Origin of the sequence: Chryseobacterium sp. JAH (genome assembly GCF_001507335.1) — a bacterium.
Classification (GTDB): domain Bacteria; phylum Bacteroidota; class Bacteroidia; order Flavobacteriales; family Weeksellaceae; genus Chryseobacterium.
In genome coordinates this window covers 75,479-90,535 of the sequence record NZ_LMAH01000003.1, presented here as the reverse complement: position 1 = coordinate 90,535, position 15,057 = coordinate 75,479, and the positions used below count along the sequence as shown (strand labels likewise).

Below are 15,057 nucleotides of genomic sequence, written 5' to 3'. Positions count from 1 at the left end.
GGTTTTTTACTTAGGTAATAAGTTGTCGCTGGTGATTAATTAATGTGCGGTTGGCTGGGTTGCTTGATCAGATTTTAGTTTTTTAACAGGTTGAATTTTAAATTCTTATTTAATTGATTATGAACAGTATTTGTTTGTTTTATAAAAATGTCTTATATTTGCATAAGATTTACGGAAAAAATGAGAAGGCTTCGAAAGAAAGCCTTTTTTCGTACAGATAGACCATGATAATAAATATATGGAGTTTAGAAAAAATATTGAAACATTATTAAGTACTTTCCTTGAGACAAGAGAGGATTTATTTCTTATTGATTTAAAGATTTCTGCAGCAGATGATGTTACTGTAATTTTAGATGGGGATAACGGGGTGACTTTACAGGATTGTCTGGATGCGAGCCGTGCCATAGAATTCAATGCAGATCGCGATGAACATGATTTCAGTCTTCAGGTTATGTCAGCTGGGTTGAGTGAGCCTTTGGCGACTCCGCGACAGTTTAATAAAAATATCGGAAGGGAAATCGAAGTAATGCTTGCCGATTCTACAACCATAGAAGGTGAATTGGCTAAAGTAGATGAAGAAAAAATCACGTTGATTCTTCGCTACCGAAAACCTAAAGATATAGGTAAAGGTAAAGTAGACGTAGAAGAGGAAAAAGAAATTTTGTACTCTGAGATCAAGAAAGCGTTGGTAGTAGTTAAATTTTAATTAAAGAAAAAAAGATAAATGGATAATATAGCGTTGATTGAATCCTTTGGTGATTTTAAAGACGAAAAAGGGATCAGTAAAATCGATCTGATGGCAATTATTGAAGATTCTCTAAAAACTCTTTTGAGAAAAAGATTTGATTCTGATGATCATTTTGATGTCATTGTAAACCCTGATAAGGGTGATTTTCAAATTTTCTTAAATAAAACTATCGTTGAAGATGAGATGTCTGAAGATGATGATTTGGAAATTGAAATCACTGAAGCAAAGAAAATCGACCCGACTTTCGAAGTAGGTGAAGATTTTACAATGGAAATTCCGGTGGCTCAGTTGGGGAGAAGAAATATTCTTACGCTGAAGCAAATCTTGGCTACGAAATTGCAGGAGCATAACAATGCGATGCTTTATGAGCAGTTTAAAGATAAAATCGGTGAAATTGTAACTGGAGAAATTCACCACATTCGTCATAAGCATGTCATCTTATTAGATGATGAGGATAATGAATTTATCTTGCCAAAAGAAAATCAGATTTCTGCTGACTTCTTCAAAAAAGGAGAAAATATTAGAGCTATTGTAGAGTCAGTAGACTTTAAAGGATCTAAACCGCAGATTATCATTTCAAGAACAGCTCCGAAATTCCTAGAGAAATTATTGGAATTAGAAATCCCTGAAATTCAGGACGGAACCATTATTCTTAAAAAAGCAGTAAGAATTCCTGGAGAGAAAGCGAAGATTGCTGTAGACGCTTACGATGACAGAATAGATCCGGTTGGAGCGTGTGTCGGAGTAAAAGGTTCTAGAATCCACGGAGTGGTAAGAGAATTAAGAAACGAAAATATAGATGTAATTCAGTGGTCAAAAAACCCTGAAATATTGGTGAAGAGAGCTTTAGGAAATGTTACCATCAATAAAATTGAGATCAACGAGGAAACCAATTATGCTATGGTATATACTCCTGTTGAAGAGATTTCTAAAGTTATAGGTAAGCAAGGTCAAAACATCAGATTGGCTTCATGGTTGACAGGTTACGAAATTGACGTATACAGAGAGGCTAGCGAAGATGATGACGTTGACTTGAGAGAATTCAATGACGATATCGAGCAGTGGATTTTGGATGAGTTTAAGAAAGTAGGTCTTACGACTGCAAAATCAGTTCTTGATAAAGATACAGAAAGCTTGCTGAAGATGGTTGACTTGGAAGAGGAGACAATTGATGATGTGAAGAGTATCCTGAGAGCAGAATTTGAAGATTAAAATTTAATATAGATTTTAATAAACAGTAAAAAGAATACTTTAATTTTAAAAATTAAAAAAAACAGTAAATAATATAGATGCCAAAAATAAGATTAAATAAAGCGGTTAAGGAATTCAACATATCGATGTCGAGACTGGTAGAATTTTTACAGTCTAAAGATATCGTGGTTGAAAATAATCCTAACGCTCAATTAGAAGAGGCGGCATATTCTGCATTGGAAGCTGAGTTTGCCAAAGACGGCGAGCAGCGTAAGGCTTCCCATGAGGTGGTTATTTCTAAGGTTCCTGAAGAAAAACTGGAAATCGAAGAAAAGAAAACCCCTGAAGTAATAAGAGCTAAAGCTAATAAACCAGAAACCAGAATTTTAGGTAAAATTGATTTAGAGCCTAAAAAACCTGAAACGGTGGAAGAAACTCCTGCTCCGGCACCAGCACCAGCTCCTGTTGAGGAGAAGAAAGAGGTCGTAGAAGAAGTGAAAGAACCTGTAAAGGAAGAACCAAAAGTGGTTTCTGAAACTAAACCAACACCAGAAAAGCAGGAGTTTAAAGTGTTGGATAAAATCGATTTGTCTCAGATTGAGGGAAATAGAAACAGACCTGCCAAAAAAGATAAGCCTAAAGTGGAAGAGGTAAAAGCACAGCCAAAAGCAGCTGAGCCTATAAAGGAAACACCTAAGCCAGTTGAGAAACCAATTGAGAAAGTGGAAGAGAAAAAACCAGAACCTGTAGCAGAAGAGCCGCAAGAGTCTCAGAAGATTGAAACGGTTTATCAAAAATTGGATGGTCCAAAAATCGTTGGTGAAAAAATCGACTTGACACAGTTTGCGCCTAAGCCAAATGCAGCCAAGAAGAAAAGAAAGAGAATTGAAAAGCCAGGCGGGCCAAACCAGAATACGGGGAATCAGCAAGGTGGAAATAATCAAGGCGGACAAAACCGCCCTCAAGGTCAGAATGGCCCTGGTGGAAACCGTCCTCCAGGACAGGGTGGTCCTCAAGGGAACAGACCTCCAGGACAAGGTGGACAAAACCGTCCGGGTGGTCCAGGTGGAAACCGTCCCCCAGGACAAGGTGGAGCAAACCGTCCAGGTGGACAAGGTGGTGGAAACCGTTTTGGAAACAATAACAGACCTGGTCAAAGAACGATGCCTGTCGAACTAACTGACGAGCAAGTTAAAAACCAAATCAAGGAAACTCTTGAAAAACTAACCAATAAAGGTGGTAAATCTAAATCTGCTAAACACAGAAAAGATAAAAGATCGTACCGTAGAGAACAGGATGAGCGTCAGCAGGAAGCTGATGCAAGAGATACTTCACTAAAAGTTACAGAATTTATCACGGTCGGAGAACTGGCAAGTTTGATGGATGTAAGTGCAACTGAAGTAATTTCTGCTTGTTTCTCTCTTGGAGTAATGGTGACAATGAACCAGAGATTGGAAGCTGATACTTTATTATTAGTAGCCGATGAATTCGGATTTAAAATTGAATTCTCTGATGCTGATCTTGAAGAAGCAGATTCAGAAGATGATATCGATACAGAAGAAAGCCTTGTTTCAAGAGCTCCGATTGTAACGGTAATGGGTCACGTTGACCATGGTAAAACTTCATTATTGGATTACATCAGAAAAACCAACGTTATCGCTGGTGAATCTGGAGGTATTACGCAGCATATCGGTGCATACAATGTTAAACTGGAAAATGGTCAGAGAATTACATTCTTAGATACACCAGGTCACGAAGCCTTTACCGCCATGAGAGCAAGAGGTGCACAGGTTACCGATATTGCAATTATCGTAATCGCTGCCGACGATGACGTGATGCCTCAAACAAAAGAAGCAATTTCTCACGCACAGGCTGCAGGCGTACCAATGATTATCGCAATCAACAAGGTTGATAAGCCGAATGCAAACCCAGATAACATCCGTCAGCAACTTTCAGGAATGAATATTCTTGTTGAAGAATGGGGTGGAAATGTTCAGGCACAGGAAATTTCTGCTAAAATGGGTAACAATATGGATGTCCTTTTAGAGAAAGTATTACTGCAGGCAGAGATGCTTGAACTGAAAGCAAATCCTAATCGTGCTGCACAAGGTGTTGTCATTGAAGCTTCATTAGATAAAGGTAGAGGATATGTAGCAACAATGTTGGTGCAAACTGGAACTTTAAGAGTTGGAGATTATGTAGTAGCAGGTAAAAACCATGGTAAAGTAAAAGCTTTACTAGACGAAAGAGGGAAAAACCTTGAAGAAGCAGGTCCTTCAATTCCGGCAACGATCTTAGGTCTTGACGGAGCGCCGACAGCGGGTGATAAATTCAGAGTTTATGCTGACGAAAGTGAAGGTAAAGCAATCGCAAATAAGAGAGAGCAATTACAAAGAGAACTTTCTATCAGAACCAAAAAACATACGACACTTGAAGAATTGGGTAGACGTATCGCTTTAGGAGAATTCAAAGAATTGAATATTATCTTGAAAGGTGACGTGGATGGTTCAGTAGAAGCACTTTCTGATCAGTTACAGAGATTGTCAACAGAAGAAATTAGTGTAAACATTCTTCACTCAGGTGTAGGACAGATTACAGAATCTGATATCAACTTAGCTGCGGCATCAGATGCGATTATTATCGGATTCAACGTAAGAGCCGGTGCTAATGCAAAAGAGCTTGCAGATCGTGAAGAAATCGAAATCAGAACATATTCTATTATCTATAAAGCTATTGATGAGGTGAAAGAAGCGATGGAGGGAATGCTTTCTCCAGAGATTCAGGAGCAGGTGATCGGTAATGTAGAGATCCGTGAAGTCTTCAAGATTTCGAAGATCGGTACCATTGCAGGTTGTATGGTTCTTACCGGGAAAGTAACAAGACAGTCGAAAGTAAGATTGCTAAGAGACGGTATTGTGAAATTTGATGGTGAACTTGAAAGTTTAAAACGTTTCAAAGACGATGTAAGAGAAGTTACAAAAGGCTACGAATGCGGACTAAACCTAAAAGGTTATAACGATATTGAACAGAATGACATTCTTGAAGTATACGAAGAAGTTGCTGTGAAGAAGAAATTGAAGTAAAATTCAGATTTATAAAATAAAAGACCCACTTTATTTAAAGTGGGTCTTTTATTTTAAATTAATTCTAAATAATATATTGTATAATATAATTAAATACTTAAATGTTAGTATGTAATTATGATATTAATATGTTTTTTGAATTTATTACGATGTAATAGTGTGGTTCTGCAATTCATTTTATTGTTTTATTGATAATAACATAATTTTTATTTCTATTTTTATTGTTAAAAATTTGTTAATGTTAAAATTAATTAACATATTTGCTTTCTAATAGATATTAAAATTTGTTAATATGAATGTGAAATTACGTGTATTAAGTGCTGGAGTTTTGTTTTTTACAGGACAAGCACTGTTTGCTCAATCCAAACCTGCTGATACTACTGCAAAAGAAACTCAAATAGAAGAGGTTGTAATGGTTGGTTTTGGGCAGAAGAAAACTGTATCGGAATTAACAGGAGCAGTTGGTACCATTAAGGCTGATGCGATAGAAAATGTACCTGTAGCGTCAATTGATAAGATGTTTCAAGGTAGAGTAGCGGGTGTTCAAACTGGGAATGCTTCAGGACAACCAGGAGGTTTTGCAACAGTGAGAGTAAGAGGTATTTCTTCAGTTAACGGTGGGGTAAATCCTATTTATATCGTTGATGGAATCAGAGTAACATCTGGGGACTTGACAAGAGGTGCAATAACGGCGAATGCTCTTGCCAACTTGAATACTGAAGACATCGAAAGTATGACTGTTTTGAAAGATGCTGCTTCAACTGCAATTTATGGGGCCGACGCTGGTTCAGGAGTTGTTATCATTACAACAAAATCTGGAAAAAGAGGTAAGCCGAAAATCAATGTAAATTTTGAGTACGGAACTAATTCAAGAGCTGTCGAAGGACAGAGGGGGTTGAATACCGAGCAGTATAGATATTTGTTGTCACATACATTTGCTAATAATCCTGGAGCATTAGGTGAACCGGCTACTCTTACTCCTGAACAATTTGTAAGCAATTCAGCTAATGGTAAATATGGTGCTGATCTTCAAAATATTTACACTACTTCCAATAATACAGATTGGAGAAAAGCCTTGAGCAGAACTGCCTTCCAACAGTCAATTAATGCCTCGGTTAGTGGTGGGAATGATAAAGTAACTTACTATAACTCTGCAAATTATTTCTTACAAGAAAGCGAAATCAAAGGTTCAGATTTTAAAAGAATGGGTTTTACGAGCAAAGTTAATTATGATGCTTCTGACAGATTGAAATTCGGATCAGACATTCAATTGGCCTACAGTAAAATAAATACATTAAATAACGGAGGTGCTTTTGCTAACCCTATTTTGACTGAGTTATTTGCTAGACCAACTGATGCTGCTTATAATGCTGATGGTAGCTATAATTTGGGTACAGCAGGTAGATTGAGCAATAACTTATTCAACAATGCTTACTTAGCTGAAAATAATTATTACAGAGCTGAAACTTCCAGAGTATTCGCAACAGTTAATGCCGACTATAAAATTTTAAAAAATTTAAACTATAGATTTGTATTAGGAGGTGAATTCCTGAATGTAGAAAATGGAACTTATTTAAATCCAGTACATGGGGATGGTTTCCAGGTTAATGGTAGAAAAACGGAGTCTATAGAGAGATTTTTTAACTGGAACTTACAGAATATATTAAGTTATAATTTCCAGGTAGGTGAGAAGAATAATTTTGATGTTAGATTAATTCAGGAAGCTTATCAAAGACAAAATCACGCTGTTGGGGCAAGTGCAACAGCAGTAGGATCGCCAACTTTAGAAAGTTTGACAAATTTTGTTAAACCCGCTTCTTTTTTCGGTGAAAGAGGAAGAAGTTCTAGAACTGGATATGCAGCTGCCATTAACTATAATTTTGACAGATTGATTACATTAGATGCTTCTTACAGAAGAGATGCACTATCAAATTTCCAGCCTGGTCAGAAATGGGGTGATTTTTATTCTTATGGAATAGGTGTCGATCTTGCAAGGATCAATTTTGTACAAAACCTAGAGCAAATCTCATTATTTAAGTTAAGAGCTTCTTATGGTAAAGTGGGGAACCAAATTACAAGTAGTCCATATTCACTGTTAGCATTCACAACCAATTATAATGACTTGGCAGCGGCAACATATGGAGGGGTTAATAATCCAAATTTGAAATGGGAGGTTATAAAACCTTTAAGCATAGGTATTGATGCTGGTCTATTTAAAAATAGATTGACATTTACTGCAGAATACTACAACAAAGAGACTACTGACTTAGTATTCTCACAACCACTATCATTATCTCAGGGGCTAGCGTCAATGGATAAAAATATAGGATCATTGGTGAATAAAGGATTCGAATTTGCTATTAATGGTGAGATTTTCAAAACAGATGATTTTTATTGGTCACTTGGAGGTAATTTCAGCACATTAGAAAATGAGATAACAAAATTATATGGAGGACAGGATATTATTTCAGGTTCTACAATATTAAGAGAAGGGGAAGGTGTTGGAACTTACTATATGAGAAAATGGGCAGGGGTAGACGCTGCAAACGGTAATGCGTTATGGTATGTCAACGGTATTGATGGAGAAACAACGTCGAACTACAACAATGCTCAGCTAGCTGTACAGGGAAGTAATTTTTCAAAAAAATATGGTGGTATCAATACCCGTGTTTCATATAAGGGGTTTAGTTTAGATGCCTTAGCAACATTTGGATTTGGAGGAAAAGTTATTAATGACTGGGCAAATTACACTTCTTCTGATGGTCAATACTCGTATAACTATGCTGGATCAACAGATCAATTGGATTTTTGGACACCTACCAATACAGGAGCTGCAAATCCAAAGCCTATCTATGGTAATACAACATTATCTAACAGAATTTCAACAAGATATTTATCAAAAACTGATTATTTCAGATTGAGTAATATAAAAATTGGGTATAAATTTACAGCAGATAAGTTGAGAGGTACAGGGATGAATGGATTCGAAGTGTATGTTCAGGGTAATAACATTTGGACACATCTTTACGATGATACACTAAGATTCGATCCGGAAAATAACCTTAACACAACAAATAACCTTAATTTACCAATTCAAAAGACTTATTCTTTAGGGTTTAACTTACAATTTTAAATGAAATGAAAATGAAAAATAGTATATTAAAATATGCGTTTCTTACTATAACCGCAGGTATTACAATGACTGCGTGCAGCGAAGATTTTATAGAAACTGAATTTTTTCAATCTATAGAGCAACGTCCATTGGTGTCAATTGAAGAAATGGAATCTACTGTTAGAGGACAATATAATGCTATGAGAGCTGCAACATATTACGGATGTGACTTCCAGATGATTTCTGAAATCCGAAGTGATAATATGTTTACTAATCAGGCTAGTGGTTATTATAATACGGTTGCCAATTTCTCTATGCTTTCAAATGATACTTATGCAACAGGACCATATACACAAATGTATAGAACTGTCGCTTTAGCAAATTTGGTGATTAACAATACTTCTCCAACTCCGCTGACTTGGAAATCTAGCATTGATCCGACTGTAATTTCTAACAAAGAAAAGTATCTAAAAGGTCAATCTTATGCTGCAAGAGCATTAGCATTTTTTGATGCATTAAGATTATATGGTCAGGAATATGCTGGAGGAACAACAGGTGTCGTTATCCCAACGAAATATAATCCGGAAGCTTTACAGGCAAGAGCAAGTGTTGTAGAAACTAGAGCTCAAATTGAGGCTGACTTTGATATGGCAATCACTTTAATGGCTCCGTCATTAGATAATTTTGCTGATAAAACTGTTTTAAATACCATTTCAGTAAAGACTTTGATGTCTAGGTATTATTTGTATAAAGGTGATTTTGCTAGAGTTAGGACTTTGGTGAATGATATTGTTGCATCTAACAAGTACTTGGTTATTGGACGTGGGGATTATGCAAGTAGTTTTAGAAGTAGTAATGCTGCGCAAAATTCTATGTTTGAATTAGCAATTGGAGGTTTAGGAGACTTAGGAACAACATCGATTTCATATAAATTGTTAACAAACGCAGCAGCAACGACTTTGTTACCTGCAACGAGTGGTTATGGAAATATGAAAGTTCTAACGGGACTTAGAACGACATACAATGCCAATGACATCAGATTATCTGGAATCTCAACGGCACTCGTCTTAAATGGAAAATATTTTAATACGTTTGATAATATTAAGTTAGTTCGTTATGAAGAAGCTTTATTAAATGGAGCTGAGGCTGAATTACAAGCTGGTGGTACTCCATCAAAAGCTGTTACATACTATAACAATATTTTGTCAAACAGAATTACAGGATATGTTCCAGTAACAACAGTGACGCTTAATGATGTTTATCTTGAAAAAAGAAAAGAATTCGTAGGTGAAGGCTTTGGTATGTTTGATTTGTTGAGAAGAGGCTTGCCAATTACTCAAAGATCGACAGCTGGAGTAGCCGGAACTGTAAGACCTGTAGGAACTAACCTATTGGCATTTCCAATCCCAAGAGCGGAAATAAATGTGCCTGGAACACCAGTTGTACAGAATCCTGGTTATTCTAATTAATAAATTAAACCGATTATTTTTTAAGAGACTACTGTAAAGTAGTCTCTTTTTATTTCCTTTTATTTCTTATTTTTGCTGATATAAAATCATCAATTTATTCATGATTTTATTTAATAGAAAATACATGAAATACATTCTTCTCATCATACTTTTCTTCGGATCACTCTATAATGCCCAAGTAATCGTCAATAAAACAGATTCCAACCGATTGGAAAAGAAACTGTCTGATACTGTGGTCATAGATTCTGGTAAAAAAGACTCTCTGAAAATTTTTAAACCTACGATTCAGGATTATCAATACCAGACTCAGTATTCAGAAAAAAAAATCTTTGATACAGTGATGACTTTTGATAAGACCAATGTTTTTTCACAGTATAATAACCGAGATAACTTTGGAAGAGTGCAGTTCGCCAATATTGGTGCGGGATTTAATCCGTTATCTTACGATTTGGATGCTGAACAAAATTTGTCTTTGCTCCCCTCCAATAAATCTTATGGTATTTTAGGAGCAGATGAAATTAGGTATTATGATGTAAAAACACCTACTGCAACTTTCATTTATCATACCGCAATGAGAAACGGTGCAGCATTGCAATCTACCTACACACAAAATATCGGGAAGAGATTCAATTTTGCTTTAGAATATATGGGCTTGCGATCGCAGGGGATGTATAGAAATTCCTTAGCAGCCAATAATAATACTTTGTTTTCCGGACATTACGTTTCAAAAAGTGGGAATTACGAGCTTTTTGCACACTATCTTCATCAGAATGTCAATAATCAGGAAAATGGAGGAATTGTGGATGATGATCTCTTTCAATCTGGCAACAGTGAGAGTAATAAATGGAATGCGCAGGTCAATTTAGATGGATCGAGTTCACAATATTCGTATCGTCGATATTATTTAAGTCATCAGTTCACCCCTTTCAATTCCGAGAAGTTTCCTTTCAGAATACGACATACCCTTTTCAATCAGGGGAACAAGTATTATTACAACCAAAGTACTGTGGAAGATTATTGGTACACAACCGCTTCGGAAATTGTTACAGGTTTTTCACCTTCTACAAGAAAATATTCTAATAATTTGAGCAATACGGTGAGTTTGGTTTTAGATAATGAAAAGTTTAAGTTAGATGCAGGTGTGCGATACCAGATGCTGAAGTTTGGTTTGAACGAAATCAACTTACCTCTTGTGGATGTTCCTGCAGAGTTGAAAGAAAATAGATTGGGAGCTGTTGGTAATTTGCAGGTCAAATTATTTGATAAATTTCAATTGAACTCATTTTTAGAATTTTCAAAAGGAAGTCAGTTTGGGAATTATCTAAAGACAACAAACAACGTGAAGTTTGAACCGATAAAAGATTATTTTGTCAATGCAAAGGTTAATTTCCAAAGTGTGTATCCTTCTTTTAACTATCTTGCAAACTCTTCAGCTTACAGAAGATTTAATTACTATCTTCAGGATGCCAAGAATCAGTCGGTCACAGAAATTGGCGGAAGTATTAATTTGAAGTGGTTCAAGTCTGAGCTGTTTGCCAACTATTTCAGAATAGATAATTATACTTATTTTGATTCTTCAGCAGCACCTCGCCAAAGCGAAAACTCACTAAATATTTCTCAAATTGGTGGTGATGCTACTTTCAGTTTTAGCAAATTTCACCTAAATACAAGAGTTCAGTTTCAGAGTGCCTTAAGCAATAAAGAACTTCTTCCAATGCCTTCATTTATTGGAAGAGCCAATTTTTTCTTTCAGTCTCAAGCATTTAAAAATGCTGCGGAAATTCAGGCAGGTATCAAAGTCTACTATTTTTCTAAATTTGCTTCAAGAGAATATTTCCCGATTCTCAATGAATATATTTTACCAACTGCTGATTCATTCTCGATCGGAGGTCAGCCAATTGCCGATTTGTATATCAACATGAAGGTCAAAAAAATGTTCTTCTTTATCGAAGGACAACAGATGGGAACTCTTATTTCATATAATAAAGCCTATGCTTTCCCACATTATCCAGTCTACGATTTTAGACTAAATATTGGTATAGTGTGGTATCTGTTCAACTAAATTCAATGACGTTGAAAACAATCAATAAAATAGCATTTACCAATATTGAGAGTATTCCTCAATTGGTCAAAGATTTTTTGAATCACGAAATCACAGGTTTCGAAAAGAATACGTTTACGGATGATAATTTTGCACAGCAGATTTATCAGAAGCAAAATTCTTTTGACAATTCTCAAAGAGAAATTATATGTAAAGCATTTGCAGATCAGCTTTCAGGTCTTGGTCTTTCTTCAAAACAGAAAGAAAATATTGACAGTTTAAAGTCTCAAAATACTTTTACAATCACAACAGGACATCAGTTGAATCTTTTTTCAGGACCTGTTTTTTTTGTTTATAAAATTTTGCAGACGATAAAAACATGTTCATATCTTAAAGAAAAATTTTCTGACTTTAATTTTGTTCCCGTTTACTGGATGGCTTCGGAAGATCATGATTTTGCCGAAATCAATCATTTTAAAACTGAAAATAATTTCTACGAAATCAACGAGAAATCAGGCGGAGCTGTAGGCAGAATAAAAATAAGTGATACTTTTTTCATTTCTGAATTTGAAAAAGAATTTAAAGATTCTATTTTCGGAACAGAATTGATTTTAATACTAAAAGAGGCATACAAAGTTGGTAATACTTTGACCGAGGCTATTCAAATTTTAGTCAACAGATTATTTTCTGAATTTGGGTTGTTGATTCTTGATGGAGATTCTAAAGAATTAAAAAATCAGATCAAAGACATTTTTAAGGACGAACTGATAAACTTCAGCCTCTATGAAGCATCAAAAGAAAAAGTTGGTTTTCTAACGGGAAAATATGGGAAAGTTCAGGTGAATCCGAGGGAAATCAATTTGTTTTATCTTACGGAAACCAGAAACAGAATAGATTTCGACGGCGAAAATTATGTCATTGTCGATACTGATAAAAAATTGACGAAGGAAGAAATTTTATCTGAATTAGAAAACTTTCCCGAAAAATTCAGTCCGAATGCATTGATGCGCCCGATTTATCAAGAGAAAATTCTACCCAATTTAGCATATATAGGTGGAAATGCTGAAATTATGTATTGGCTGGAGCTGAAAGATTATTTTACAAGAGTCAATGTTCCTTTCCCGATTTTAACTCCAAGGAATTCAATGCTTTTTATTAAAGAGAAAACGTTAGGCAAAATTGATAAACTGGAGTTAAAGATTGATGATTTTTTTCAGAATTTCACAAAAATTACGAACAGCAAGATTTTAGAAAATAACTCTATTCTTGAAAGTCTCGAGGAGAAAGAGGAAAGTTTGGTTAATAGCTTTTCAGAATTAAAAAGTTTAGCCGAAACCACCGAAAAATCTTTTGGAAATATGGTGAAGGCCGAAGAAGTCCGTCAGTTAAAATCTTTTGCTAGACTTAAAAAAAGACTTTTACACGCAGAAAAAATTAAGCAGAATGAATTGCTGGAAAGGTTAGAAATGTTATTTTTAGATGTTCATCCGGCAAAAACATGGCAGGAAAGGATTTTTAATTTTTCAGTTTTTTTTGCTGATTATGGCTACCTATGGCTTGAGTCTTGCTTAGAGGAAATGGAAGTGGAACAATCAAAATTAATAATTGTTGCCATTTAATTTTAAAGAAGTATTTTTGTACATTATAATATCGAAAATGATTAAGAGGTTTTTTTTACTGTCTGGTTTATGTCTGGTTTTGAGCGTTTCTGCTCAGAAAACACACACGGTTGTAAAAGGTGATAATCCGTACAATATTTCAAAGAAATATGGAATTACTATTGATGAGTTGCTTAAACTTAATCCAAAAGTAAAAGATGGAAAACTCGCAATTGGAGATGTTCTTCATGTGAAAGCCGGAAATTCTGGGGTTTCAAAGATAAGTTCTCCATCTGCTCCATCATCGCAAACAGGAAAAATCTACCTTCAGCCGAAACAAACCATTTACGGTATTACAAAACAATACAAAATCTCTGAGACAGATTTAAGAAAATTGAATCCTGATTTGGATTCTCACATGAAAATTGGTGATGAGATTACCTTGCCTCTTCAAAGTATTAAAAAATATGGAGGTACTCAGGCTGCTGTTGTGACAACAAAATCTGTAGAAGTTCCTGTAGAAGCGGTACAGCCAAAGAATACAAAAACCAAAATAGATTCTGGGAACGAAAAATCTACAATGGTTCATACATCTTCAAATCAGGATGAGTATGCAACCTATACGGTCGAGCAGGGTGATACCGTTTTTTCAATCGTTAATAAATTTGGAGTTACCATCGACGAACTAATTGCTTTAAATCCTGATTTGGCAAAAGGTTTGAAAACCGGAATGATTCTTAAAATAAAGAAATTAGACGCAGCATATACGAAGAAAAATGGTGATGCCTTGAGTGTGGTTTTAATGCTTCCTTTCGGGTACAGCACCAATGAAACGCAATACAGAGCAATGGCAATGGATTTTCTTACCGGAGCAAAATTAGCTATCCAAAGGAATGCCTCCAGTGGACAGAAATTGGATATCAAAATTGTTGATTCTGGTAATGAAGCTTCTTTTAAAAGTTCACTAACGCAGATTAATCCAAATAATACGGATCTGATTGTTGGACCATTCTTCAAATCGAATGTGATCGATTTGCTTGATTTCACAAAAACTCAGAAAATACCTGTAGTTGCCCCTTTTGCAAATTCTGCAGAGCTCTACAACTACAGCAATTTGATTATTGTTGAAACCAATGATCAAGCGTATTCAGATAAAATCGTTGAAGAAGTAGAAACTGTATATTCTGACCAGAAAATTTATATTGTTGCAGATACTAAAAAGGAAAATGCAGACTATATTAAATCTAATCTTGGAAAAGCTGTCAAAAACGCTAATATCGTTGTTGTCAATTCTGCTGCAGACATTCAGTTGGATAAAAATATGATGACAGGTCAGTCTGCACCGGTGATAGCGATTTTGGCGAGTGATAATGATTCTGTGGGAGAAGCTTTCTCAAGCAGAATAATTGCGCTTTCAAAAGAAGTTCAGGGAATGAAAGCATTCAGTTTATATTCTGTCCCAAGTTTTGAAAAGAAAGTAGATGAATTGAGCCAGGCAAGTTTGGTCTATCTGATGGATAGAACGATCAATACCGAAGGAAGTTTTGAAAAAGAAATATTAGCAGCTTATAAAGCCAAATACTGCAAAGCTCCGGGGAAATATGCCGTGATTGGTTTTGATGTGATGAATGATATGTTGACAAGAGAAAATAAAAAAGGAGAAATCTTTAAACAAATGAATAAAGTGCAGACTCAGCTTGCTACAAAATTCGAATTTGTAAAGTCTAAAGCAAACGGTGCTTACGTCAATACCGGCTTAAGAGTAGTAAGATTAACTCCGTAGAAGCTGAAAGTAGTTCAGCTTTTAAAAGTATA

General features: G+C 35.4%; 8 protein-coding genes. All 8 read left to right on the top strand.

The annotated features are described in order from the left end of the window. Positions 1–238 precede the first annotated feature (238 nt). Entirely contained in the window at positions 239–706 is a 468-nt protein-coding gene (rimP, locus tag AR685_RS07560) for a ribosome assembly cofactor RimP (RefSeq protein ID WP_059124201.1), read from the top strand. An 18-nt stretch (positions 707–724) separates the two neighbouring features. Beyond that, entirely contained in the window at positions 725–1,960 is a 1,236-nt protein-coding gene (nusA, locus tag AR685_RS07555; protein WP_047442302.1) for a transcription termination factor NusA, read from the top strand. A 77-nt stretch (positions 1,961–2,037) separates the two neighbouring features. Beyond that, positions 2,038–5,022: a translation initiation factor IF-2 gene (gene infB, locus AR685_RS07550; protein ID WP_047442301.1), complete on the top strand. Its 2,985-nt coding sequence runs from the start codon at positions 2,038–2,040 to the stop codon at positions 5,020–5,022. A gap of 292 nt (positions 5,023–5,314) precedes the next feature. Then, complete coding sequence (locus AR685_RS07545; protein ID WP_059124200.1) at positions 5,315–8,155, top strand: SusC/RagA family TonB-linked outer membrane protein; 2,841 nt, start codon at positions 5,315–5,317, stop codon at positions 8,153–8,155. An 11-nt stretch (positions 8,156–8,166) separates the two neighbouring features. Further along, on the top strand, positions 8,167–9,603 hold the full coding sequence (locus AR685_RS07540) for a RagB/SusD family nutrient uptake outer membrane protein (protein ID WP_082671919.1): 1,437 nt from the start codon (positions 8,167–8,169) through the stop codon (positions 9,601–9,603). A gap of 124 nt (positions 9,604–9,727) precedes the next feature. Next, a complete protein-coding gene (locus AR685_RS07535) occupies positions 9,728–11,665 on the top strand; it encodes a putative porin (RefSeq protein ID WP_059124540.1) in 1,938 nt (645 codons plus the stop codon). Between the two features lie 11 nt (positions 11,666–11,676). After that, a complete protein-coding gene (bshC, locus tag AR685_RS07530) occupies positions 11,677–13,263 on the top strand; it encodes a bacillithiol biosynthesis cysteine-adding enzyme BshC (RefSeq protein WP_059124539.1) in 1,587 nt (528 codons plus the stop codon). A 37-nt stretch (positions 13,264–13,300) separates the two neighbouring features. Next, positions 13,301–15,025 carry a LysM peptidoglycan-binding domain-containing protein gene (locus AR685_RS07525; RefSeq protein ID WP_059124198.1) on the top strand — a complete coding sequence of 575 codons (1,725 nt, stop codon included), beginning with the start codon at positions 13,301–13,303 and terminating at the stop codon, positions 15,023–15,025. Positions 15,026–15,057 lie beyond the last annotated feature (32 nt).